Origin of the sequence: Flavisolibacter nicotianae (assembly GCF_003628535.1) — a bacterium.
Lineage (GTDB): Bacteria > Bacteroidota > Bacteroidia > Chitinophagales > Chitinophagaceae > Flavisolibacter > Flavisolibacter nicotianae.
In genome coordinates this window covers 65,738-91,915 of the sequence record NZ_RBCI01000010.1, presented here as the reverse complement: position 1 = coordinate 91,915, position 26,178 = coordinate 65,738, and the positions used below count along the sequence as shown (strand labels likewise).

Annotated in this window: 17 protein-coding genes; 2 read left to right on the top strand and 15 right to left on the bottom strand. The window is 52.0% G+C overall.

The genetic code is table 11. The features are described 5' to 3' along the window. Window position 1 precedes the first annotated feature (1 nt). The 10 genes from D6024_RS20535 to D6024_RS20490 all read right to left on the bottom strand — a co-directional run bounded on the left by D6024_RS20535 (window position 2) and on the right by D6024_RS20490 (window position 14,678). Window positions 2-1,336, bottom strand: coding sequence for an alpha-L-fucosidase (locus tag D6024_RS20535; protein WP_121356656.1), 1,335 nt, complete (start codon window positions 1,334-1,336; stop codon window positions 2-4). Beyond that, a complete protein-coding gene (locus tag D6024_RS20530; RefSeq protein WP_205573335.1) occupies window positions 1,333-2,931 on the bottom strand; it encodes a sialate O-acetylesterase in 1,599 nt (532 codons plus the stop codon). Before D6024_RS20530 ends, D6024_RS20535 begins: the two co-directional genes overlap by 4 nt. Continuing rightward, window positions 2,912-3,814 carry a DMT family transporter gene (locus D6024_RS20525; protein WP_121356654.1) on the bottom strand — a complete coding sequence of 301 codons (903 nt, stop codon included), beginning with the start codon at window positions 3,812-3,814 and terminating at the stop codon, window positions 2,912-2,914. Before D6024_RS20525 ends, D6024_RS20530 begins: the two co-directional genes overlap by 20 nt. Beyond that, complete coding sequence (locus tag D6024_RS20520; protein ID WP_121356653.1) at window positions 3,798-5,018, bottom strand: AGE family epimerase/isomerase; 1,221 nt, start codon at window positions 5,016-5,018, stop codon at window positions 3,798-3,800. The genes D6024_RS20525 and D6024_RS20520 overlap by 17 nt, the downstream gene beginning before the upstream one ends. A 58-nt stretch (window positions 5,019-5,076) precedes the next feature. Continuing rightward, on the bottom strand, window positions 5,077-6,240 hold the full coding sequence (locus tag D6024_RS20515; RefSeq protein ID WP_121356652.1) for a sialidase family protein: 1,164 nt from the start codon (window positions 6,238-6,240) through the stop codon (window positions 5,077-5,079). A 37-nt stretch (window positions 6,241-6,277) separates the two neighbouring features. Then, a complete protein-coding gene (locus tag D6024_RS20510) occupies window positions 6,278-7,531 on the bottom strand; it encodes an MFS transporter (protein WP_121356650.1) in 1,254 nt (417 codons plus the stop codon). An 85-nt stretch (window positions 7,532-7,616) separates the two neighbouring features. Further along, complete coding sequence (locus D6024_RS20505; RefSeq protein ID WP_162944904.1) at window positions 7,617-8,774, bottom strand: hypothetical protein; 1,158 nt, start codon at window positions 8,772-8,774, stop codon at window positions 7,617-7,619. Window positions 8,775-8,779: 5 nt separating this feature from the next. Then, window positions 8,780-9,721 carry a dihydrodipicolinate synthase family protein gene (locus D6024_RS20500; RefSeq protein ID WP_121356648.1) on the bottom strand — a complete coding sequence of 314 codons (942 nt, stop codon included), beginning with the start codon at window positions 9,719-9,721 and terminating at the stop codon, window positions 8,780-8,782. Window positions 9,722-9,823: 102 nt separating this feature from the next. Beyond that, on the bottom strand, window positions 9,824-11,362 hold the full coding sequence (nanU, locus tag D6024_RS20495) for a SusD family outer membrane lipoprotein NanU (protein WP_121356646.1): 1,539 nt from the start codon (window positions 11,360-11,362) through the stop codon (window positions 9,824-9,826). Between the two features lie 19 nt (window positions 11,363-11,381). Continuing rightward, window positions 11,382-14,678: a SusC/RagA family TonB-linked outer membrane protein gene (locus tag D6024_RS20490; protein ID WP_121356645.1), complete on the bottom strand. Its 3,297-nt coding sequence runs from the start codon at window positions 14,676-14,678 to the stop codon at window positions 11,382-11,384. A 164-nt stretch (window positions 14,679-14,842) separates the two neighbouring features. On the opposite strand from D6024_RS20490, the gene D6024_RS20485 reads away from it, so the two are divergent. Continuing rightward, window positions 14,843-15,550 (top strand): FadR/GntR family transcriptional regulator, encoded by a 708-nt coding sequence (locus tag D6024_RS20485; protein ID WP_121356644.1) that lies wholly within the window; start codon window positions 14,843-14,845, stop codon window positions 15,548-15,550. Window positions 15,551-15,852: 302 nt separating this feature from the next. Here D6024_RS20485 and D6024_RS20480 read toward each other — a convergent pair whose 3' ends face one another. From D6024_RS20480 to nagB, 3 genes are all read right to left on the bottom strand, one after another. Then, window positions 15,853-16,893 carry a LacI family DNA-binding transcriptional regulator gene (locus tag D6024_RS20480; RefSeq protein ID WP_121356642.1) on the bottom strand — a complete coding sequence of 347 codons (1,041 nt, stop codon included), beginning with the start codon at window positions 16,891-16,893 and terminating at the stop codon, window positions 15,853-15,855. Between the two features lie 127 nt (window positions 16,894-17,020). Continuing rightward, complete coding sequence (locus D6024_RS20475; protein ID WP_121356640.1) at window positions 17,021-17,659, bottom strand: carbohydrate-binding family 9-like protein; 639 nt, start codon at window positions 17,657-17,659, stop codon at window positions 17,021-17,023. 113 nt (window positions 17,660-17,772) lie between these two features. After that, complete coding sequence (gene nagB, locus D6024_RS20470; protein ID WP_240410107.1) at window positions 17,773-19,698, bottom strand: glucosamine-6-phosphate deaminase; 1,926 nt, start codon at window positions 19,696-19,698, stop codon at window positions 17,773-17,775. Window positions 19,699-19,943: 245 nt separating this feature from the next. Between nagB and D6024_RS20465 the strand changes: the two genes are divergently transcribed. After that, window positions 19,944-21,251: a sugar MFS transporter gene (locus D6024_RS20465; RefSeq protein ID WP_121356638.1), complete on the top strand. Its 1,308-nt coding sequence runs from the start codon at window positions 19,944-19,946 to the stop codon at window positions 21,249-21,251. Window positions 21,252-21,301: 50 nt separating this feature from the next. On the opposite strand, the gene D6024_RS20460 is transcribed toward D6024_RS20465, so the two are convergent. Together D6024_RS20460 and D6024_RS20455 are read right to left on the bottom strand one after the other, a co-directional pair. After that, complete coding sequence (locus D6024_RS20460) at window positions 21,302-22,597, bottom strand: NAD(P)/FAD-dependent oxidoreductase (RefSeq protein ID WP_121356637.1); 1,296 nt, start codon at window positions 22,595-22,597, stop codon at window positions 21,302-21,304. Window positions 22,598-22,758: 161 nt separating this feature from the next. Then, complete coding sequence (locus D6024_RS20455) at window positions 22,759-25,992, bottom strand: TonB-dependent receptor (protein ID WP_121356636.1); 3,234 nt, start codon at window positions 25,990-25,992, stop codon at window positions 22,759-22,761. Window positions 25,993-26,178: the final 186 nt, after the last annotated feature.

The window sequence follows — 26,178 nt, the reverse complement described above, 5'->3', positions numbered from 1 at the left end:
TTTATTTCGAAAGGGTTAATTCGATGATCGTGTCGATGTCAGGTTGCGAAAGCTTTTCGGTGTACACAAACACGCCTTCGGGCTGCTGGCGAAAGGACAGTTTGCGCTTCCCGTCGAATAACCTGGCGCCGGCGATTTTTTCGTTGAGGCCGGGCAGAAAAATGTAGCCGGCATTTGGCCTGTTCAGCACATGCACAAACAGGGTGTTGTCTTTGGCCGTTACCACACCCCAGTCCTGCGCCGGAAACACATTGCCGCGGGTACCGTAAATGCTTTCGCCGTTGCGCTTCATCCACTGGCCGATGGCCTTCAGCGTATCGGTGAATTCGGGCTGGACGCTGCCGTCAGCCATGGGACCAATGTTCAGGAGAAAATTGGCGTTGTTGGCTGCCGCGTTCACCAGGTAGTGCACCAGGCTTTTTACCGACTTGTATTGCGTGTCGGTAATGTTGTAGCCCCAGGAATTGTTCATGGTTTCGCAGGTTTCGAGCGGTATTTCGTTGGAGGGCCGCTGGTAGCTCAGCCCCGACTTGTTCTGGCCAGGCAGGTCTTTTTCGAACATCTGGAAATCTTCGCCATCGAAAGGCGTCTGGTGGTGGTTGTTGCCGATCAGACAGGCCGGCTGCAATTGGTGAATAAGTGAATAAATCTCGTCGTACTTCCAGTCGATCCGTGAGCGAAGGTCGGCGCTGCCTTCAGGATTGGTCTGGTCCCAGTGGCCGTCGAACCAGACGGACATGATGGGACCGTAATTGGTGAGCAGCTCCGTCAACTGATTCTTCATAAACTGGAGGTAGGAGGCGTAGTTGCTTTTGGCCGTCCGGCCGCTGCCCTTGCCTGTGCGACCGGTTTCGTAGGGATAATCATCGCGGTACCAGTCGAGCAGGGAGTAATAAAGCCCCAGCTTCATGTCCTGCTTTTTACATTCATCGGCCAGTTGTTTCAGCACGTCCTTGCCATAGGGTGTGTTGGTGATTTTCCAGTCGGAGTATTTCGTATCCCAGTTGGAAAAGCCGTCGTGGTGACGGGTGATAAAGACGATGTAGTTCATACCGGCGCTTTTGGCCGCTGCCACCCATTTGGCCGCGTCAAAATGCACCGGGTCGAAGACCTGCAGCAGCCGTGCGTAATTGGTTTTGTTGATGCTTCGGTTGTTCATCACCCATTCGTTGGCGCCGAGAGTGCTCGACAGCCCCCAGTGAATAAACATGCCAAACTTGTTGTCCTGAAAACTTCGGCGGGCGGCCAGGTTTTCGGCGGCCGGACGGTAGGATTGTGCAAACGCAATTGCCAGCTGGCAAAACAGCAAAAACGAAAGGAAAATTTTTTTTGTCATCGGTCGTTGATTTTTAGTTTGAACGTAGACGCAGGGAGGCCTTCGTCGTTGACTAAGTTAGCATCCGTGAATGGCTTCCATCCATAATAAAGAAAAGCCGGCGTTTGTTCAGACCGAATCACTACCCGGTCATTTACGATAGTGGCTGCCGCGCCGGTCTTCCCGTCCAGCGAAAAGCCGCGCAGTCCATTGCCATCAGCGGTTCGCAGCTGCCTGGCATAGCGAAATGTCACAATGATTTTTCCCTTGTGATAAACGGCATTCAACGGCAGGGGCCCCGAGGGAACAATGTCTTCGCCATACACCTGCTGCAAGGCCCAGCGGGCCAGCCGTTCGCCAACGTCTTTTTTGTTTGTCGGATGCACGTTGTTTTGAAAGCCGATGTCGCTGCACACCGCCATGCCGCCCCGTTTCACTTCGTTCAATAAGCGGCGTTGCCCATCGCGAAACTGCGGCCAGTATTGCGATGAATAGGTTGCTGTGTCAATGGAAGAAAGTTGCACCCAGTAAAAAGGCATGTCCGGTTGCTTCCACTTTCTGCGGTAATCGTCGATCAGTAAATGCAGGAGGTCTTTGTACTCATCCACCCGCTCTTTTTCCAGCGAATTGCTTTCACCCTGATACCAAAGCACGCCTTTAATGGGAAAGTTGAGCAGGGGCTTCACACCACTTTCGTAGGCAAAGCCGGGTTTGTAAGCGTGGTTCAATCCCAGGTCATCCTTGTAGCCCTCGGGGTGGTTGCCAACGTTTTGCTTTCCTCTTTCCCGGATCCATCCGGGGAGTTGTTCGTTCCGAAGCCAGTCGCCCCGGACCTTGGCGGCAAAGCGTTTGTCATTTTGCAAGGCGTCCCTGCTGATGAAGGTTTCCAGCGGCGCCCCGCCAATGGACAGGTTAATCAGGCCAATAGGAATACCTTCTTTTTCCACGATTCTTTTGGCGAAATAATAGCCGACGGCGCTCATGTCTTTTACCGTGTTGCTGTCGCAGGTGTCCCAGCCATGCCATGCGTAAAAGCTGTCTGTGGTGAGGCGCCTGTTCAATGAATCGGTATACGCCACGCCATAAACATTCCGGCCGGCTGGCGGTGGATTGTTCAGGCGCACCAGTGACTGATGGGCGTTTCTGCTTTCTTCCTTCCAGTGCATTTCCCGCTGTACCGGCCACTCCATATTCGACTGTCCTGAGCAAAGCCACACATCGCCGACCAGGATGTTTTGCAATTCAATTTTTTCATCTCCACAGGCGATAAAAAGCGATTGCGGTCTGGCATTTTCTTTTTGCTTTTGAAACGAAACGCTCCAGGCAGAGTCCTGTTGCACCGTAGCCTGCCGGCACTGCCGTGCAAAGGACACGGTGACCATCCTGCCGGGAACGGCTTTGCCCCAGATGTGAATGGGTGCATTTCGTTGCAGCACCATGTTGGCGGAAAAAATATTGGACAGCTGCAACTGCCCGAAAGAAAGGATCGGCAGGAGCAAGAGCGAAAGCGGGAACAGTCGAAGGCCACGGCGATCCGGCATGGCCGATACTACCTGAGCGGACAAAATACGGCCGCGAAAAACGCATTGCAAAGGTTCAGTCAAATACCACTTCATTTTTTCTTGCATTGACTTTCGACAGCAACAGTCCAATTATCACCAGGAGGATACCGGCCAGCGTATAAAGGCTGAGGGGGTCATGCACCAGCCAGGCGGCCAGCGCAAAGCCAAACAGCGGGCAAAGGAATAACCAGAGCCCCGCCTGCACCGCATTTTTTTGCAACAGCCATAACCACAACTGCACGGCCACGATGGAAACGGGCAACGCCAACCAGCTCACTGACAGCCAGAACGTCGCGTTGAACCGGTTAGCAGACGGCTGGTAGAAAATCAGCGCTACCGGCAATAAAAAGAGACCGCCCAACAAGGTTTGCCAGCCGTTAATCGCCAGTAAGGAAAGGCCGTTCCAGTCCCTGGAGGAAAAATAAAGGGCACCTACCGAATACGATAGCATGCTGGCCAGCAACAGCAATAGCCCCTTTGCTGTCACGGCTGTCGTTCCCAATAAAGGCCAGGCAGCACAAAGCACACCGATGGTGCAAACGAAAATGGAGGCGACTACTGCCAGGGTCATGTGTTTTTTCAGAAAGAACACCGAAAGAAAGCTGATGAACACCGGGTTGGACGCCACGGCCAGTGCACCAATGCCGGCGGTAACCGTTTGCATAGCCATCACGTAAAGACCCAAGTAGACGGTGATGTTCAAAAAGCCATAAAGGGCCAAGGGCTTCCAATAACGTCGGGTAGGTAACGGCTGCCGCATTACGACATGCGCCAGGCACAAAAGGATTACCGACGCCAATCCGAAACGCACCAGGGCTATCACCAGCGGCTGCGCTACCGCGAGGCCAATCTTGGTAGCGGTGGATGCGGAGGCCCACAGGGCGGCAAAGAAAAACCCGGCGGCAAACCAGCCTGTATTTTTAAACGTGCGCTGCATGCGTAGAACCGGAGCCTTGGTTTACAGAAAAATGTTCGCTGAGAATTTTTGCGCAATACCACTCCTGCCGTGGCAGGTGAAACGGCCCTTTGAACAAATTGCCTTTGGCCGTTTGCGCCAGGCGGCCGTCCTGGTGCAGGTAACCAAACCACTCCCCGCGGTGCGGATCGTGAAAATGCCGGTAGGCCCAGTCGTGCACCATCCGGTGCCACTGCGCATATTTTTCGTTGCCGGTCGTAAGGTAAGCGAGCAGCGTGGCGATGATGGTTTCGTTGTGCGGCCACCAAAACTTCATGTCCTGCCAGTATTCCTGGACGGGTTTGTTGTACACATCCCGAAAGTACAGGATACCACCGAACTCCTTGTCCCACCCCCGCTCCCACATGTAGTCGAGCATGCGGCAGCCGAGATCAACCAGGTGCGGGTCGTTGTTGCGATACTTTGCCTCGTGCAGGATAAACCAGGCGCCTTCAATGGCGTGGCCGGGGTTGAGCGTTCGCCCGTCGATGTGATTGATGATGCTTCCATCAGGCCCCACCTGCTCCATAACGCAACGGATGTCGTCCTTCACAAAAAACGTTTCGATTTCTTCTATCCATTTGGTGATCCATTCGTCGCACCGCTCATCTCCGATGGTGTCCCGTAGTTGCTGTGCCGTGTTCAACATGATCATCGGCACACCGATGCCCTTTGCCGGGCGGGTGTCGGTAAACTTCGGTTCCAGTCTCTTTTCGCCGGAAGCGTAGGCAAGACAGTCTCCAAAGACACGCCGTGCATTCGCCGCGGCTTCCGCATCGCCACTGGCCTTGGCATAGGCGGCCGCCGCTATGACATAAAAGGTTTCGGAGAAATAATATCGCCGCTTGCGAAGGGGTTTTCCTTCTCTCGTCACATGAAAAAACATGCGTCCGTCACTGTCAAAGCAATGGCTGTTTAAAAACTCGTATCCCAGCTTTGCCCCTTCGAGCCATTCAGGCTTTTGTTCTACCGTGTTGTACAAGGTTGACAGCAGCCAGGTGGCCCGTCCCTGTATCCACACGGCTTTATCATCGTCAAGCAAAGAACCGTCCGCATCCCGCATCAGTAAAAACCCACCGTATTCGTGATCGTACGACCGCGGGAACCAGAACGGAACGGTATCGTTCAGCAACTGGCTGGAATAAAAATCATTTAGCGCAAGTAAGTCTTGCTTCGAATAATTCATAAGATTCTGTTTTTAGCGCACCGCGACCATCGTGGGGAAGGTCGCGGTGCGCTGCTGTTCATTTCCATTTCACCGCGGTAAAAACAATCTGTTTATAACCGTCTTTTTCATACAGCACGCCGATCTTTTTCCTGCCCAGTTTTACCAGGTCAGAATAGGCCGTGTAATCGCCGTGTGTACCGTCGGAGCTTTTATCAATGACGAAGGTTTTCTTCCAGGTATGACCGTCGTCGTTGCTGATGCGCAACGTAAGGTTATCGCGGCGTCTTGCATCGGCTGCGTTGCAAAACGCAAGGATGTTTTTGCCGCCTTTTTGTCCTACTGTTAAGAGGCTTCCTTCGTTCACCGGATCAATGAGTGTTTGATCAAAATAAGTTGTATCCCAGGTGGCGCCGCCGGTGCTGCTGATGGAAACAATACGTGCACGGACATCGCCTTTTTGGTTGCGGCTGTTCATCATCAATTTATCATTGCTTAATTCGGCGGCCGTTGATTCATTGCTGCCGGGCGCTGCAACCGTCGTGGAAAGGTGAAAACTCTTCCCGTGATCGTCGGTGTAATAGCCGTGGGCCACATAATCGGTAAACCCTTTTTGCGGATCGCCAGCTGAATGATTGGCAGCTACAAAAATCCGGCCCCTGTATTTTCCTTTTTGAAACTGCATCGCATGACCCGGCGTGTTGGCGTAGCTGCGCCAGTCTTCAGTAAAATTGTAAGCCGGATTTAACTGGGGTTGTTTGGGGCGGTGCACCTGTGCCGTAATGTTTACGGCTTCGCTCCAGGTGTGTCCGTTATCCGTTGAGATTTTGTACCAGGCTTCGCGTAAGCCGGCGCCCTTGCGCACTTCCCCTTCGTGGTTGTTACCGGTATTGTAGAATAAAAAAATCCGCCCGCTCGGATAGGCCGGATCGGTCAAATCAACTACCGGGGCCGGGTTGCCGGCTTGCAGGGAATCGGCATCAACAATGGTTTGCAAAGCTGTCCAGGTTTTGCCGCCATCGCTGCTGCGTTTCATGACAATATTGATATCGCCAAAATCACCGGCGCCGTTTACCCGGCCTTCGCAAAAGGCAAGAAGATCATCGTTCGTTAAACCAACTATAGCCGGAATGCGATAGCTTTTGTGGCCTTCCCTTCCCGACACAAAAACCGGAATTTTCCCCTGACAGAAACAGACGATCAAATGGAAAAAAAGGACAAGGGTTACGCTTATTTTTTTCATTGCATAGTTTATTGTGACGTCAATCTCTTTTAATCAGTTAACCGGTTGTTCCGTTCACTGCATCTTTAAAATCGTTCGCCTTTGGTCGTAAAAAATACAACTGTACCAGCAGGGCCAGCAAGACAATCACCGACAGCATGGCAAAGCTTTTTCCCAGGCTGCCGGCATCGGTGGATTTGCCCAATAAATCGGTGATAAAAGCACCGGCAAAAACGCCGGCCATGTTCATCAGGCCATAGGCCGTTGCCCGGTATTTTGCCGATACGATCTGGCAAAGAATCGGCATGTTGTTGGCGTCGAACATGCCGTAACCAAAGCCAAAGCAAAAGGCGGCACCAATCACGTTAAAAAGGGAATGGCCAAAGCCAATCAGCAAAAGGGCTGGGATGGTCAGTCCCAGGCCAATGGCGCTGGTATAAATGCGGCCGCGAATATTTTTCTGCACCCAGCGGTCCGAAAGAATCCCGCCGAAGATGACGCCCAGGAACGAAGAAGCAGCTACCGTGATCGTGGACAACGGTCCTGCCGTTGCCATGTCGATGTTCAGGTTTTGGGCAAACAATGTCGGCAGCCAGTTTTTCACCCCCCAGCCGGGCAGGCTGGGAATGGCGAAGTAAAAGAGGATCACCCAGAACGAAAGGTTGGTGAACAGGATGCCAAGGCCTTTCCACAAGGAGGAGCGGCCGGCGAGAGAGGCCGTGGCTGCAGTATCTGCCGGGTGTTTTTTCTCCCGCAAAAACAGCAGCAGGACCACTGCGTAGGCCACGCCTACCAAGCCGAAATAATGAAAGGCCGTATGCCAGGAGAACCGTGCCGCCAGCGTGGCGCCAAATCCGCCCAACGCCTGTCCCATGTAAAGGCCCGTCATGTGGATGCCCACTGCCAGCGAACGGGTTTTGTCGGTATGGTAATCGGCAATCAGCGAAAGGCCGGCCGGTATGTACAGCGCTTCGCTGACGCCCATCACGGCCCGCAGCCAGTAAAGCTGATTGAACGTATCGGCATAGCCCATCATCCAGGTTACGCCGCTCCACACGGCCAGGCTTCCCACGATCAGCCACTTGCGGTTGAATTTGTCGGCCGCAATCCCTGATACGGGGCTCATAAGGCCGTAGATCCACAGAAAGATTCCCATGAGGTAACCAAAGTTGGTCGCCGATTGCAGTTCGTGGATGTCCGCCTGCATGGACGGCCGCATGGTGGCCAGCATCTGCCGGTCCATGTAATTGAGCAGCGCCACAAACCACAACAGGGCCACCACAATCCAGGGATATGTTTTCGATTTCTTCACGGTCTGTTTTTACGGTTGCGAACGAAAGACTTATCAGGTTTTAAAAACCTGTTAAGTCTATTAGCATCGGCAGACATCGGAGGTTTTAAAAACCTCCAACGTCTGCACCCAAAATTTGCGGCGTGCGAACGCCGGCTTTGATCTCGCCGCCCGGCAGGTACACCATATTGTTCCAGTGCACCGCTGTCGTTGTTACCGGTGCGGCAAACGGAATGCAATCCTGCGGCATCCACTTCTTCATTTTTGTATCGTAAAGGAGCACCTGCCTGCAAAAGCCGGGATGAGAGGACTGCACCGCCATTTTTTCTTTGGTCAATTGATTCTTTTTGTCGTCACTGGTTTCTTTGCCGATGGCAGCGATCAGTGCTTCCGTTTTATGAAAGGTCTCTCCCGTGTCGCCGCCAAAAAGCAGGATAGCGTGTGAACCGGCAGCCACACCCGTTCCGGCAGACATGGCGTAGGGCAAAGGCGATTCTTCGGCCCACTCACTTTTTTGCCAGTCGAACCGGTATACGGACGAATACAGGTCGCTCAGGTCACCTGGATTTCGTTTCCGTCCGCCGAGCAGGTAAAGGCCGTCTTCTTTGCCATTTGACTGAACAACGAGCACCGTATGGGAAACCGGCCTGGGAAGCAACGCCAGTTTCTTCCACCCTGCTGCCGTATCAAGCAGGTCGAGCACCAAGAGTTCATTGGAAACATCGGTTGCCCTTTCGCCGCCGGCGAGATAAAGCTTGTTTTGATGAAGGGCAAGGGCGGCATTGGTTACGGCAAACGGAAGTTCCGGCAGTTGCCGCAATACCACGGTTGAATCAGCAGCCTGCCATTGCAGCAAAATCACCTTGTTGCTCAGTCCCTGCCCGTTTTCCCCGCCGGCAGCAACAATTCCCTGCGGTGTTGAACAACTGGCGGCATAGGCCAGTGAAAACGGGAGCCGAAATGTTTTGCATGAATGCACTGCACTGTTTTCATCGCGGCGAAAAACAATGCCTTCACTATAGTATGTTTTCTTACCGCCAAGCCAGGGCATGCCTTCGGGAAAATTGGAGCCGCCTGCTACGAGCAACATGTCGTCGTGCAGGCCCGCAACAGGGCCAGCCACACCGAGAGCCTGTGATTGCCCCTGCGCAGGTGGTAATGCACCGGCAATTTTCCAGTTGATGGGCAATGAACGTTTTTGCGCCTGGCCAAAGGCAGGTATCGTCAACATGAGCATCAGGTAAAAAGGAATGTGTTTTATCATTTGGTTCAGGTGTTCACGGCCGACGGCATGCGGGAACAAAAGCTACGGAAATTCAGCGCTTCCACCTCTTTTTGAAAGGCGTTGAATTGTTCTTCGCTCATGTTGCGCACCGGCAGGCGAAAGCGACCACAGTCTACGCCCAGCACTTTCATGTAGGCCTTGCCGGTGGCGATGCCGCCGTATTTGCCCAGCAGGCGGATCATATCGATGGACTGCTGCTGCAGCTTTTGGGCCCTTAGCAAATCACCGTTGTTGAACGCCTCCATCAACTCATAATAAAGCGGTGCCGCATAATTGAACGTGCTACCCACGGCGCCCTGCGTGCCCAGCGAAAGTGCCGGCAGCATGTTTTCGTCCCGTCCCCACAGCATGTCGTATTTGCCGCCCTGGAAATGCAGGCAGGAAAGAAAGTCCATGAAATCTTCGTGGGTGTACTTGATGCCCGCGAAGTTGGGAATCGATCCGTCCACCGCCTGCAGCAAATCATACATGGCAAAATTGACTCCCGTTAAAACCGGGATGTGGTAATAATAAAAGGGCATGTCGGGCACTTCGGCGGCGATGACCTTGCAGCAGTCGGCAAGTTGCTGTACCGTGGCCGGCTTGAAATAAAACGGCGCGGTAAACGATACGGCGTAGAGCTCCAGTTTCCGGGCATGCTTTGCCAGGTCGATGCAATCGGCGATACTGGTACCGCCCAGGAGTGTCATTACCTTGAAACCGGGATTGGATTGGGTACACGAGGCCCAGGCTTCCGACACCGCCTTTTTTTCGGCCGTGGTCAGGGAAACGCCTTCGCCGGTGGAACCGCAGATAAATGCACCGGTCACACCGTTGGCGACCAGCATTTCATAGTATGGTGGAATAAGGGAGAGATTCAGCGAGCCATCTTCCCGCATCGGGGTAAACGGCGCCGCGATCAGTCCTTTTAGTTTTTGTGTATGCATGGAAGTAAATATCTAAGCGTTTGAAAAAACCAGGGGCAAGATTACCCCCGGAACGATTGCTATGCTGTGTGAGAAAAACAATTTTTCGGTTCAAAGGAAGAATCAAAACTTCGGGTATCCGGGTGTTTGCTCCAACGCCCTGTTATTGGTCAGCGTATTTCTGTCGACAGGCCAGAGCAGTTTGTACGCCTGGCTGGACGGAACGGTGGTGTACTTAAATACATACGCACCTGCCGGGTCCATCCTTCTCAAATCATACCACCGCTTTCCTTCGAAAACAAATTCGAAGTAGCGCTCCTGCAGAATGGCTTCTTTGGGATCGGCGTCAACAGGCTGGTTTGGATAACCGGTGGTTGCCGCGTCATAAGTTGCGCCATAAGCCCTTTGCCGCACAAGGTTGATTTCCGCAGCCGGACTTTCGCCCAAAACAACTTTTGCTTCCGCCAGCAATAAAAGCAGGTCGGCATAGCGGTAAACCGGGAAGTCATTCGAATACTGGCGGCCGGCGGGTGTTTGTTCGCCCTGGTATTTGCTTGCAAAGGCCCCTGCAATTTGATAGTTGCCGCCTGCCAGGTTATACGCTGCTGTGATGGATGCCCACTTTCTTGAGTCTTTGTTGTCAAATTTCCGGAAGGTTGAAATCATCACCGGTGCCCGTAACAATCCGCCCCAATTATCCGTGGTGACGTTGAACTTGCGGTTGCCGACGGAGTCGTAAAAATTGGCCAGCAAACCCGTTTGCGGCAGGAACGTCCCGGCAAACGGCAATTGCGCTTCATCCAGTTTGTTGCGGATGGCAAAAATGATTTCGCTATTGCCCTTGTTGTTGTATGCAAATACATTCGCAAAGGATGGAAGCAGACTTAGCCCCGGCACATTGGTCTGAATATCGGCCAAGGCTGTTTTTGCTATGGCCGCATCGGCCGCGCCGCCACCTCTGTAGCTTGTCCACAAGTACACTTCCGCTTTCAACATCAGCGTTGCGGCTTTTGACCAGTATCCTTTTTGATTGCGAAAGCTATAGTCATTTCCAAAGGCCGTCACCGATTTATCAACATCCTCTTTTATCAGCTTCATTACCTCTTCTTCGCTGGAGGCCGGTTTTGCAAGCGTTGAAATATCGATCGAAGTCGTGGGCTCAGTTTGAATAATTGTTTTGCCCCAGCTTTTGTATAGCTGAAAATAATAGAAGGCCCGCATGCCATAACCGATGCCCAGGTAATAATTTTTGTTGGCTTCGGCAACGGCAACACCACCGTTCAATTTGCTGATGAGTAAATTGAGCTGGTTGATATTGTTGTAAAAGCCACCATAATTGGAAACACCGGGATTATCCAGGTCAAGGTTGTTGGTCCACAAACGCTCTGTACCCTGCGTGGCTTCACCTGTAAACGTTGAATTGGTATTCGGATCAGTGCCAAAGATGTCGGCCCGCATTTCGCCCAGGAATTGAATGGCAGACGTATTGCTCCGAAACCTGTTGTGGAGGCCCGATACAAAGGCATCCACCTGGTCGGGTGTTTGCCAGAAATTCGCATCGCTGATGCTGCTGACAGGCGCCAGGTCGAGCTGCTTGGAACAAGAGTTCATCACCGTCAGCATGGCCGCGCCAGCGATGAAGTATAGGATTGTTTTTTTCATGATGGTAATCGTTAGAAATTTAAAATGAAATCTGTACGCCTAAAACAAAGGTGCGTGGTGTTGGATAGGTACCTGCATAGACACCCGTCACCGTGCTCGTACCCGGAACTACCGGTGGTTCAGGTGTCGGACCACTGAACTTCGTCACGTAAAACAGGTTGTTGGCACTGACATAGATCCTCGACTGTGACAACACTTTCGTCCTCGCCAGTAACGACCTGGAGAAATCGTAGGAAAGGGTAATCTCCCGCATCGCCAGGTAATCGCCTTTCTCGTAAAACCGCGAGTTGTTGCTGTTCAAATTCGCATTTGCGTTATTGATCCGGGTGTAATTTTTCTTTCCCAGCGGTGCGGCTACCTGGTCGGCATAATACACTTTGGGGATGTCGGTGCTGGTGTTGGTTGGCGACCAGGCATTTTTTTGCCAGTCAATGTAGTTGAACGTGCCCTGGTAGTTACCCAGTGTCCGTGCAATAAGATCATTGTAAATCGTGTGACCCAACGCAAATTCAAAGCGTGTGTACAGGGAGAAATTCTTATAGGCAAGGTTGGCATTGAAACCACCTGTCCACTTTGGATTGATGTTCCCGATATAGACCTGGTCTCTTGAATCAATGGTGTCATTCCTGTCAACATCCAGCCAGTTCACGTCACCCGGTGTGATTTTACCGGAACCATAAGTTACTCCCGGGCCGCTGATCTGTGCCACCAGGTCTACCCTGTTTGCCGCCTCTTTCGCGATCTCCGCATCGCTGCCAAAAATGGACACTTGCTTAAAGGCGTAAATATCGCCCAGCGTGCCACCTTCCTGTAAACCGCCCACCCAAATCACTTTGCCGGATGCAGGATCATACACCTGCATGCCGCCCTGCCGGTTGCGGTCGTTGCCGTTGAAGGGCAGCTTCAGGATTTTGTTCTTCACAAAAGACGCATTGGCGCCAACATCAAGCCGCAGCCCGTTTGGCTGGTTCAGCACATTGGCATTCACGGCAAATTCGTAGCCCTTGTTCTGGAATGTTCCCAAATTCGTTCTTACCGAACCAAAGCCCGTGTAGCTGGGAAGAGCGAGGTTTGTTAACAGGTCTTCTGTTTTCCGGTCGAAATAATCGAAGATGACGGAAACTTTGTTGTGCAAAAAGCCGAGGTCTACCCCTACATCCGTGGTCTTGCTTTTTTCCCACCGTAAGCTGGAGTTAATGACTCCTGTGTTCAGGAAACCGGCACCGCCGTTGTACAGGCCCACGCTTCCATATCCGCCCTGCACTTCGTACCGGCCCAGGCCAGCCACGTTACCATTCTGGCCATAGCTTACCCGCGGTTTCAACGTCGAAATATAATTGCCCAGGCCCGACTTCTGGAAAAACGCTTCATTGTGTACGTTCCAGCCGCCCGACATACCGGGAAAAAAGCCAAAGCGGTTTTCTTCTGCAAGGCTCGACACCCCATCCCGCCGGAAAACGGCCGTGAACAGGTAGCGCTGGTCGTAATCGTAGTTCAGGCGTCCGAAGGTGGAAACGATGCGATATTCCGATTTGGAAGAAAAGTTATTACCGGCTGTAAACGTCGTGGCCGCGTTCACGGTTGGAATATCATCTGTTGGGGCGTTGGAACCCAGCACCTGCATATCGAGGGCTTTTGTACCGAAATACTCCGCGCCGACCATCGGGTTGATATGATGGTTGCCAAACCGTTTGTCGTAATTGATGATGGCATTGTACTGTTGCTGGAAAGCCCTTGAATACGCCGCATAGGATGTGCGGCTGGTGTTGCTGAACGAAGGCGGGTTGGCAAAGATGTTGGAATAGGTTTGCGTGGCCCGTTGAAAACCCTGGTTGATTTCTTCCGACAGGTAGGCCGAACCCGTGGCCTTCAGATAAAATCCCGGCAGGAAATCCCATTTCACAGAACCGTTCACGGTGACCCTGTTGACTTCGTTGCTTCTGTCGGTTTTGCCGAGCCAGTACAGCGGGTTGCCATCATTGATGCCGTTGCCCGGGTTAGGCACCGTTTTCGCAGAATCCAGCCAGGGATTCATGGTCGGCCAGATCGCCAGATTCCGGTAGAGATTATTGACTTCAGAGCCGTTGACCCCTAACTGGGATGAGGTGGAGAGATTGACTCCCGTGCTGACTTCCACATTAGGTTTTACTTTGTAAGAGCCATTCAGCACACCGGAATAACGTTTGTACGTAGAGCCTACAATCACACCTTCCTCGTTGTAGTAGCCGAAGCTGGCAAAATACCGCCCCTTGTCGTTTCCGCCGGTAACATTGATGTAATGATCCTGCGTGTACGTGTTTCTGAAGACAAGATTTTCGATTTCCCCGCCGTGGTCTTTGAAGATAATGGTACCGCCATAGGGATCACCAACGGTGTCCCAACCCATGCCCAAAAGATTGGACGTGGTTGCGTCGTACTTCCGAATGTCAAATACCGCTAAATCGGCAGCACCTGTCAACAAGCCGTATCCTCTCGAACTGTTCACCTGGGACAGGGTCCGGCCAGAGTTGAGATTACCCAAACGGTTGTAGTAGATGTAATCTTTTGCGTTGAGGTAGGTATACCCGTCGCGCCTTTTGTTATAACCGCCGGTGAACTTATAGGTTATTTGCGCAACGCCTGCCTTGCCCTGCTTGGTGGTAATCAGGATCACACCGTTGTTGGCCCTGGCCCCGTAGATTGCCGTTGCTGCCGCATCCTTCAACACTTCGATCGATGCGATGTCTTCCGATGCCACGTCATTGTACGACCGGATAATCCCGTCAACCACGACAAGCGGTGCCCCGGGACTGTTGATGGATGCGCCACCTCTTAACAAGATCATGGGCGAAGCACCGGGATGCCCGGTTGCATTCACCACCTGCAGCCCCGACACGGTTCCTTGCAGGGCGCTGCCCACGTTGCCCCTGGGCACATTTTCCAGGACCTTGTTATCCAGTTTGGCAATCGAACTGGTGACGTTGCGGCGGCTCTGTGTGCCATAGCCCACAACCACCACTTCACCCAGTTTGGATGCATCGGCCCGCAGCATTACCTGGAGGCCGGAAGTGCCGCTCACCTTCACTTCCTGCGGCGTGTAGCCGGTATAGGAAAACACCAGCAGGTCACCGTCGGCTGCCGCTATCGTGAATTCGCCATTGGAATTGGTTTGGGTACCGGCGGCTTTTCCCCTCAACTGGATGCTGACGCCGGCCAGCGGTTTTTTGTCCTCGTCCGAAATGACCGACCCCGAAACAGGTCGGTTTTGGGCCCATGTAAGCGTGGTCAGTAAAAAGCAGGTTAGAAACAACCCGGCTCTTAAGCAAGCAGATTTCATGAAAGGCAGTTTAATTAAATGATGTATTATGTATGACATAATAAAAGTAGAAGAATTTTCCATTCTGCCAAAAAATATTTTTATCTTCCTTACAAATTCCGTAACACCGGATTAGTATACCTTTGGCAGTCAATACATTCTTCAACTATTAAGTCTAACATAATATGAATATCGCATCCTTGAAAAATAACCTCAAAGCCGTAGACACGGCTTCACTGGTGGATAAAGTGGAAGGCAGCCTGGTAGAATTACTGCAGGAGCGGAAGCTGAAAGTTGGCGATGCCATCCCCAAAGAAATTGAACTGGCTGAGGCGCTGGGCGTCAGCCGCACCGTCATCCGGGAAGCCCTGCTGCGGTTGCGCATGATGGGACTCATTGAGTCAAAAAAGAAAAAGGGTGCCGTCATTACCAGCCCCGACCTGTTTGGCATCATGAGCAAAAGCATGAACCCCCACGTGCTGGACCAGGATACGCTACGGGAGATGTTTGAGATTCGCCTGGTGCTGGAGATCGGCATGGCCGATTTCCTGTTTCAGCGCATCAAAAAAGAAGACCTGGATGAACTCAAGGAGATCGTAAGCAAAGAACCGCCCGTTACCGATTACCACCTTTTCAACATCGAACACGAAATAGCCTTTCACGGTAAATTATACGAGATCACGGGTAACCAAACCCTGAAAAAATTCCAGAAACTGCTGCTGCCCATCTTCGACTATGTGCACAACAGCGGCCTGCTGAAAAAGCAACCCATGCTGCGCAAATTCGTTTCACACAAAGGACTGGTGGACATCCTCGAAAACGGCTCACCGGAACTCTTCCGCAACGCCATGCGCAACCACCTGGAAAATCATTTTGCCCGGCTGTTTGACTAGGCCTAAAAACCTCGCTGATTTTTTGGAAATAGATGGATAGGATTTTTTTTACTAGATCCACGTCCACCGTTTGCATGTACTGCAAGAACCAGGTGCAACTGCAAACGCTTGTGTCTGCCTGTACGTTGCTCTTGAAGCACCGCTGCGGACGTTACCGCTTACCACAGCGTAGAAAAAAAGCATAACAGGTTGCTGCGTGTTTGCTGCTGCTTAAATGCGTATGGTCCGGATAACATAGACCAGAAATAAGCAGAAGAATTGACTGCCAACTCAATACTTTACTTCTTTTAAAATGGCAGCAGTTAGAGCTGTCCTCTTACAGCGGGGTGCATCACCAGCGTGGCGGGTATTTCTTCCGTATAGCAGTGGTCCAACCTCAACCCTTCCTCCTTTTTTTCCTGTAAAAGGGTAATCATAATTTCCATGGCCTTTTCGCCCTGCCCGTAGGGATATTGCTCCACCGAAACCAGCGGTGGGTGCGCCGTGTACGTGGTGATCGGCAGGTTGGCATAACTGGCAAAAACAATTTCTTTGTTCACCTGTTTGTTTTGCAACTGCGCATACTGCACGGCATCCATGTGCACATACTCGTTAAATGTAATGATGGCCTGGGGTTGATGTTTTGCACGCAACAGGTTTTCCATCGCCGCATAGGTGCCCTCCTTCGACAGGTCGGTCACCTCGACCAATTGCATGTCCACTTTCAGTTTTTTGCGGGAATGTCCTTCAATGTATCCTTTCAACCGTTCTTTGCTGGCACCCAGCTTTTCCGGCCCGTTTAACAGTGCAATGCGCTTGTAGCCCCGGCTCACCAGCCAGCCAATCATTTCCACGGTGCCTTTGTACAAATTGCAATACACTTTGTTGGCATTTTCAAACGGGGGCACACGGTCGAAATAGACCACCGGTATGTTATACTTTTCCAGCAAGCGCAGGTGATCGTATGTATTTGTTTCCTTGGACAACGAAATCAGCAGTCCATCGACCTGCTGCTTCCGCATGGCTTCCACCACCGTCTTTTCTCTTTCCACATCATCGTAGCTCTGCCCGAAAAGAATGGTATAATTCGACTCCATCGCAGCGGCCTCGATACCGCTGATCGCCTGTGAAAAAAACTCCTCGCGGATGAACGGAAGCACAACACCAACAACAAAGGATTTTTTTTGCTTGAAGGAAATTGCCTTTGCATTGGGTTCGTAACCCAAGTCCTTGGCCAGTTGCTGCACCTGCATTTTTGTGCGAAGCCCTATCCGGGGATGATCGCTTAAGGCACGGGAAACTGTGGAAACGGAAACATTGAGTTGTTTGGCAATTTCCTTTATGGTGGGCAGCTTGTTCTCCATGCCGCAGCAAGATACAGATTGATTTACTTACCCGCCCTGGTACAGCGGAAGCCGGCACAGGCCAAACGCCGTATCGGGCCTGCTTTTCATGCGGCGGATAGACGGTGGTCGATGCTTTCGCTATAATTTAGTCAAACCACAGGGAGCCGAAAAATTCGGGCCGGTGAAAATCCGGACTTTCACTTTGTACCATCGACCAGGTTAAAAAATGCGGCTGCGGGAGGGCATCGCCACATTTGTAAAAATTTGCCCGGCACTGTTGTCCCTGCAGCGACCGTAATGGCTGAAACACGAAGCATTCCAACGGCAAATCAACCGTCAGCTCCCAGCGCACAATACCTTCCCCCCCTTTTTGGATCGACACGAGAAAATCTATTTTTCGCAGGACAGATTCGGGCAACACCTGGCGGTCGCCACGCCCCTTTCCGTAACCGGCGAGCACGGTCCCGATACAATTGAATTCGAAATTATAGTACGTGGCCCCCTCATCGAAACTGATGAAAAACTCCACGCAGCTATCTTGGTAAACCGGCTCGTTGATCTTTCCATAAGCCGCCTGCAGATCCTTTTCGCTGACGGTGTACTGCAGGCAAATGCTGCCTTCGCGGTAAGCGATGGAAAACTGCACATCCGGCCTGTAGGGAAAGGCCGGCCAGGGAGCAAACGACAGGGAATGTTTTTCGGTTTCAGTCAACCGGGCTGCGATGTCTTTTATTGCCATCGGCTGCGCAGGTTCAGGCAGGCGAATTGCACGCAATTGCTTCATGACTCATTTTCTTTTGCGATCAATGTTTCGGATGGTCCACCAGCCATTCTTTCTTGCTAAAGATAAAGGGCTATTGCAAAAACAACAGCCCTTGAAATAACAGTTTGTGTGGCCTAAACTTTCCACCGAACAAAGGCCTCCATTGCCTCGTATTCGGCCAGGCCCAGTTTGTTGTACAGTTCGGCCGTGGTGCGGTTGCGGTCTTCGGCCCGCTGCCAGAACTCACGGCTGTCCGTACCCTGAAACACGACGCCGTCTTTTTGCGACTGGTGCTTAAAAATACCGTTGCGTTTTTTCAATACCTGGTCGGGACTCATCGGCACCGCCATTTCAATCAGGTCGATATCCCACTCGGCCCAGGCGCCTTTGTAAAGCCAGAGCCAGCAGTCCTTCATAAAGGGCTTGTTCTTCAGGGAGTCCATAGCGGCAAAAATGCCATCGAGACAAACCTTGTGGGTGCCGTGCGGATCGGCCAGGTCGCCGGCTGCATAAACCTGGTGCGGCTGCACCACTTCAATCAACGCCGCGATGAGGGCGATGTCTTCTGCGCCGATCGGCTTTTTATCGATGGTGCCGGTTTCGTAAAACGGCAGGTCCAGGAAGTGCACCCGCTCCATCGGCACACCAACGTAGCGGCAGGTGTTTTTCGCCTCGCCGCGGCGGATCAGGCCTTTGACATAGCGCAAAGCAGGAATATCTTTTTCGCCGTTTTTTTTCACCTGCAAAAAAGCCAGTGCGTCGTTGTAAACCTGTTCGGCTTTCGGACTTTCAATGCCAAATTTTTCGTTGTATTCCCTGACAAATTCAATAAAGCGAAACGCTTCATCATCGGCCACTGCAATGTTGCCGCTGGTTTGGTAGGCTACATGCACATCGTGTCCCTGGTCCACCAGGCGCTGAAACGTTCCACCCATGGAAATAATATCGTCGTCGGGATGCGGGCTAAAAATCAGCACCCGTTTACGTGCGGGTTCGGCCCTCTCCGGCCGGTTCGTGTCGTCGGCAGCCGGCTTGCCGCCCGGCCAGCCGGTGATGGTATGCTGCAGCCAGTTGAACACTTCGATGTTGATATCGTAAGCCTGGCCGTACAGGGCCAGCAGGTCGCTAAGGCCGTTTTCGTTGTAATCGTTGTTGGTCAGTTTCAGAATGGGCTTGCCAACGGTCAATGCAAGGTGGGTAACCGCTTTTTTTATCAGTTGCTGGCTCCACAAAACCGTATCCGTCAGCCAGGGCGTTTTTTTCCGGGTCAGTTCAGAAGCGGCTGATTCATCCAGCACAAATGACACATTGTTGTGTCCCTGCAGGTACGATGCCGGCACAAACTCCATCACTGGGCCTTCGATGGCCTGTTTAACAATGCCGGCCTTGTTTTCGCCCCAGGCCAGTAACACAATGCGCTTGGCTTTCATGATGGTGCCAACCCCCATTGTGATGGCTTTGCGGGGCACGTGGGCCGGGCCGCCAAAATCCCGGGTTGCATCGGAGCGGGTCATTTGGTCGAGGGTGATTAGCCGGGTAACCGAGCTGCTGTGCGACCCAGGTTCGTTAAACCCGATATGGCCGTTGCGGCCGATGCCCAGGAGCTGAAAATCGATGCCCCCGAATTCGTTGATTTTTTCCTCGTACTCTTCGCACGCCATCTTTACGAGTTCCTGCGTGGTGGCGCCATTCGGGATAAAGCAGTTCTCCGGGAGAATGTCGATGTGGCGGAAGAGATTTTCCGCCATGAAGTGGTGATAGCTTTGCAGGGCATCGCTGGCAATGGGATAATACTCGTCGAGATTGAAGCTAATGACATTGCGGAAGCTCAGTCCTTCTTCGCGGTGCATGCGAACCAGTTCGGCGTATACCCGCTTGGGTGTGGAGCCCGTGGCCAGGCCCAGCACGGCATATTCACCTTTTTCCTGTTTGGACTTTACCAGCGCCGCAATTTCAGTTGCCGCAGCAAGCGAGGCCTCTGCTGCCGAAGCGAAAATTTGCGTGGGCACTTTTTCATACGAAATCAATTTGTGTGGCGAGAATACTTCTGTAACCATCATGATTTTTATTTTTCAGGTAAGCACACCGCTGCCGCAACACGGCCCACGATGCCCTTACTGTTAGGAAATACAACCTGTGCAAACAGGGATTGCGCAACATGGCAATCCCTTTTCAAACGGCAAACTTAGCCCCGATCGGGGCAGGAAACACGTGCAAACGATTGAGCAACTTTGAACTTGCGCAATCGTTTGACCGCTGAACAGAAAAAACAGTTTGCTATTTTCAGCGCTGTAAATTGCGCATTATGGAGAAGTCTACCAACCCGAACCGCTACGCCATCGTCATCATTGGCATTTTGTTTTTTGTCTTTGGCTTTGTGACGTGGCTCAATGGCACGCTCATTCCCTTTCTGAAAATCGCCTGCCAGTTGGAAAACGATATCCAGGCTTTTTTTGTAACGTTCGCTTTTTACATGGCCTATTTTTTCCTAGCCATTCCGTCTTCATATCTGCTCAAGAAAACAGGATTCAAAAACGGTATGGCATGGGGGCTTGCCGTCATGGCGCTCGGCTCACTGGTGTTTATCCCCGCGGCCAATGCAAGAAGCTTTTCCCTGTTTTTAACGGGTTTGTTTATCCAGGGTGCAGGACTTGCACTGCTGCAAACTGCCAGCAATCCCTACATCAGCATCGTGGGTCCTATCGAAAGTGCGGCCAAACGAATCAGCATCATGGGCATTTGCAACAAAGTGGCGGGCATTCTCAGCCCGATTGTGCTGGGAACGCTTGTACTGAAGAACACCAACCAACTGACAGCACAACTGGCGAATACCACGGATACAGCCACCAAAAATGCCTTGCTCGATGAAATGGCAGGCCGCGTAATCGCCCCTTACCTGGTGATCACAGCGATCCTGTTGTTGCTGGCGCTGATGATCCGCAAATCCTCGCTGCCCGAAATCGACATGGATGGCGAGGAATCTGCCGACCCGGTTGCAGCCAGTCAGAAGAAAAGTGTTTTTCACTACCCGCACCTGCTGCTCGGCGTGCTGTGTCTTTTTCTCTATGTTGGTGTGGAGGTCATGGCCGGTGATGCCATTGGCATCTATGGAAAGGAACTCGGCATGCCGCTGGCAGAAACACGGTACTTTACATCCTTCACCCTGTTTGCCATGCTGGTGGGCTACGTGATCGGGATTTTTACGATTCCCAAATACATCTCCCAACAAAAAGCGCTTTCGATTTCGGCAGTGACAGGCGTTGTTTTTGCAACCGGCGCCTTCCTGAGCAAGGGATATGTTGCCATTACATTCATTGCCCTGCTGGGATTGTCCAATGCGCTGATGTGGCCAGCCATTTTCCCGCTAGCGATCAGGGGTCTCGGACGGTTTACAAAAATTGGTTCGGCCCTGCTCATCATGGGCATTGCCGGCGGCGCACTGATGCCGCTTATGTACGCCGGCTTAAAAGTAAATGCGCAGATATCCAACGACGCCTCCTTCTTTATATGCGTGCTGCCCTCGTACCTGTACATCTTTTATTTTGCTGTGTGGGGACACAAGGCCGGGCTGAAACCGGCAACGAAACAAAAACGGGTATTGGAGACTGTTTGAGGTTAGGCAATTGGCTATGGTGAATGGAAGATTTCCAGACTCACCATTCACTATTGACTCTTCACTTCCTCTTTTTCAACCGCTTTCTTTTTTTGTGGCCGGATGATCAGTCGCAGCGTTGGATCGTTGGTGATAAACGACCAGAACCAGCTAAAGGCCAGCTTTACTTTATTTCGAAAACCGATCAGGGGGATGATGTGAATGAACAGCCAGACCAGCCAGGCAAAAAACCCTTTGAATGAAAATTTCGGCAGGTCGGCCACGGCCTCGTATTTGGAAATGATGGCCATGCTTCCTTTGTCGTTGTAGGCAAAGGGTTTCATCGCTTCGTTGTTTTGAAGGCGCACCAGGTTCTTTGCCAACAACTGTCCCTGCTGGATGGCAACCTGCGCCACTTGCGGGTGACCATTCGGGAAGGGTTTATCGGTGGTTTGCAAACACAGGTCTCCCAGGACAAACACGTTTTGCAAGCCCTGCACCCGGTTGACTTCGTCCACCATCACCCTGCGGCCACGGCCGATCACTTCTTTGGGCAAACCGGGAACTTCCCGCGCCACCACGCCGGATGCCCAAATCAACGCACAGGTTTCCAGCGTTTGGCCGGTGGAGAGTAGTACTTTCCCGTCCGCATAATCCTTCACCGCCGTATTCTGGATGATGTTCACTCCCAGTTTCGCCAGGACGTCCTTTGCTTCCGCCTGCGCCTTTTTGCTCATGGGCGCCAGCAGTACCGGGCCGGCATCAACGAGGTAAATATGCGAACCAAAATCCTGGATCTCCGGGTATTCTTTCCGCGCCGTGTTTTGACCCAGTTCCGCCAGCATGCCGGCCAGTTCCACTCCCGTGGGTCCGCCACCGGCTATGACGATATTTAGATACCGGTCTCTTTCTTCTTTGCTTTTTGCTCGCACGGCTTCTTCCATGTTCAGCAGGATGGTGTTGCGCAGGTTCAGCGCTTCATCAATCGTTTTCATCGGCAGTGCATTGTCTTTGACGTTCTGCATGCCGAAATAATTGGTTTCCGTTCCCAGTGCCAGCACGAGGTAGTCGTACTGCAACACACCGGTATCGGTTTCCACTTCGTTTTGCTCTGCGTTCACCTTCACCAGCGATCCCATATGAAAGCGGATGTTTTCTTTTTCCTGGAACAGGCGCCGGAACGGGTAGCTGATATTTGAAGGTTCGATAAAGGCCGTAGAAACCTGGTAGAGCAGCGGCGGGAAAAAATGGTAATTGTTCCTGTCGACGAGTGTGATGTGAAATCGCCTGTCTTTCGCCAGTTTTTTTATGAGTTCGATGCCGGCAAAGCCGCCACCTACCACAACAACTTTTTTGGTCTCGTTCATAAAACGTCCGATTTTAGTTTGTTTCCTTATCCCTTTGCGCCGCTCTTGCGGAGCCGGCAAACACCTGAATCAACCAACAAAACTATTCCACACCGAACGAAACCGGATGGTTTCCGGAGAAGATTTCGCCACGCATCCCGCCTAAAGCCCTGCCACGTTTTTTAAAAGATCAGCCGCAGGCCAAATTGCATCTGCCAACGCGAGGGAAGATCGGGACTGGTGGTAAACGTCGACTGCAACGACGGATCAAACTGATAGGTGGGCACATTGTTGCTGACGGTCACGGAAACCGGCTGGTAATAACCCGACGTTGTTGCGTATTTGCGCACACCCCACGAACTGTTGATCAAATTGCCCAGGTTTACAACATCAAAGCTGAACTGCAGCGTTGGCCCCTTGCCTGAAAGCATCAAATCCTGCAGGAGGCGAAGATCCAACTCGCCGGTCCAGGGATTTTCACCGGCGTATTTTTCGGTGTACTGTCCCCTGCGGCCACGAAGGTATTTATCCTGGGCAATGAACGCTTTGAAAGCATCCCGTTGCTGCGCCGGGGTTTTCACGTTTCCAAAAACGTCGGTCAGGGTGGAAAAACTCATCGTATTGATTTCCGCATCGGTAGGCACATAAAGCAAATCGTTGGTCGTGGTGCCGTCGTTGTTGATGTCACCGCCATACACATACGCAAAACGGTTTCCCGAGGTCCAAGTGCTGAAAAGCGAAATGGTCGTTGCCAGGTTTTTACCGGCGCCGTAGGTAAATTTTTTAAACCCTGCCAAAAAGAACCGGTGTGTATTGCCATACAGGGAATTCGACTCCTTCGCTTCATTGGCATTGTTCAGGATCGGGTTGCGGTCGAAGGCATCGCTGGAAATTTCTGCAGAAATCGAACTGGCATCCTTTGCAATAAGGTAGTTGTACGCAAACATGGCAAACAGGCCATTGCGGAAATTTTGCTGTGCCTGGAACGACCAGTTGAACTGGTAGCCGACATTGGTATTGGTAAAAACATAGGCATTGGCCCCGCCCTGGTCGGTGGCCAGGTACACATTGCGGCGGTCACCCGTGCCCGAGTTGAGCGTACCGGTAGGCGTGCCCAGTTTGTAGTTGCGCACCATCATGGCGTTCACATCTTTGGTATAGGCAATGTCGGTGGTAAAGATGGTCCCAAACGGAATCCTGTAATCGACACCGATGTTGCTTCGCCATACCTGCGGCCATTGAAAATCCTTACTCGTAACGTTGTAAAAAAAGCTGAACGGGTTGCCAATATGATTGCCGATCCATACAAATGGAAAACGTCCCGTGAACAGGCCCGATCCGCCCCGCAGTTGCACCGTTTTATCGCCGTTGATGTCCCAGTTAAATCCGGCACGGGGCGAAAAGAGAATTTTTTTGTTGGGCAGTCGGGTATTGTCCACATCCTTCCCAACGCCATTGGACAGGCGTTTGCCGGATTCGTCGAACAGCACCAAATTATCGTTGTTGGGAACCGTGGGCGAACCTTCCGTGTACGAGCCTGCAAAGCTTCCATCGGGATTGATATTCGGACTGCGGTAGCGCTCATTGCTGTAATTAGGTTTATCCAGCCGCAGGCCATAGGTAAAGCGAAAACGCGACGATACCGCCCATTCATCCTGGACATAGGCCGATAGCTGGGCGACCGTCAGGTAGTACCAGGTCCAGTCGTTGAACTGTGCTCTTTTTCGTGCATAGTTCACATCCACATCGAGCGGGTAAGCGCCAAAAACAACATTGCCACCCGTAGGCACTTTCGTCAGGAAATCGTTGATGTCGATATCGGCGAAAAGCGTGGCGCCATACCCGGTCAGGTTAAACGAGTTTCCAAACTTGAACGATTCGTAAGACGCACCGGCCGTCAGCGTGTGGTTCTTGTAATAGGCGTTGAAATTGTCGGTCACCTGGAACGCATCCTGGTTCAGGCGGTTGTTGATGGAGAAAGGTTCGTGCCCGGCGATGATATACCGAACGCGGTTCTTGGTGATGTTGATGACGGGGAATGGCGCGGAAAACGGATCGCGGGTGTCGCGAAAGATGGTGTAAACCACTCGTAGCTTGTTGGCGTAGGAGCTGCTGAAATTGGACTTCAACTCCGTGCCGAACGAATGCAAACGGTTGATGATCGTGTAGCCGGAATTGCGAAACTGCAGCGTGGTAAAATCGGGACCGCGCCGGCCGATGGCGCTCGGGTGTGCAGGCTTGTCTTTTTTGGCATCGAGGCCGTTGTAGGTAAACGAAAGCGAATGCCGGTTGCTGATGTTCCAGTCGGTTTTGAACAGCCACTTATAATTTTTCTGGTTATGCGTGAAGTTTTGGTAGGGGCCGGTTTCGTAGCCAAAACGGTCTTTCAGGATCTTGCTCACGGCAATCAAATCGTCTTCGAGTACGCGGGAAGTATTGGTCTTACCTGCATTGCCGCTGTTCTGTGCTACATAGCCCGATGCCGCATCCTTGCGTTGCTCCGTTTCGAAATTGGCGAAATAAAACAACTTGTTCCGGATAATTGGCCCGCCAACCGATACACCTCCCTGGTACTGTTTCAAATCGGGCACGACCAGTTTGTTCTTCTCGACTTTATTGCCGGTGAAGGATTGGTTGCGGTAAAAGCTGTAGACCGTTGCATAAAACTTATTGCTTCCCGAACGGGTTACCGTATTAATGCCGGCGCCGGTAAAGCCTGCCTGCGTTACATCGTAAGGCGCAAGGTTTACCTGTATCTGCTCAATGGCGTCGAGTGAAACCGGTTGCGCATTGGTTTGTCCGCCGGGTGTTGGCGCATCCAGTCCGAAGGGATTGTTGAAAACAGCGCCGTCCAGCGAAAAGTTGTTGTACTGGCCGTTTCGTCCGGCAAACGAAAGCCCGTTATAGGTCGGCGCCGCGGACGGAGCCAGCCGCAGGTAATCGTCTGCCGACCGGCTGATGGTCGGCAGGTTCCGGATAACGGTGCTGTTGATATTAGTGCTTGCACCGGTACGTTTGTTGTCGAATATCCGGGAGCCCGTGGCGCTGACTGTCACACCGGCTAATTGAGCGGCTTTTTCAGTCAGGGCGATTTCGACAAAATTGTTTTGTCCCAGTTCCAAAAAAACATTCTCCGTTGTGGACGGCTGGTAATTTACATAACTCACCGTGATGCGGTAGGGACCACCCACACGCTGGTTGCTCAGGGTAAAGCGGCCATCCCCTTTTGTCAAAACGGTTCGCTTGATTCCCGCATCGGGATATTCCACCACGACCGTTGCACCTGGCAGCGGTGCGTTGTTGGCATCGCGGACAATGCCGGTTAGCGTTGCGGTTGTGACTTGTGAATGAACAACGGTAAAACCACTAAAAAACAACACGAAGAAGAGCAGTCGAAAATGAATTTCCTTTTGCATAAACACCGTTTTTGGTAAAAGAAAAAATCATTTCACGGGAGGACTCGATCGTAAGGCAGCAGAAAAAGACAGCTAAAATTACTATTTTCTATTTCGCCTCCTGCTACATGCGTCGGATTGTTACGCACAAACAATCACCAGGATGTTCCGGAAAACGGGATGACATACCGGCAGCGATGCACACGA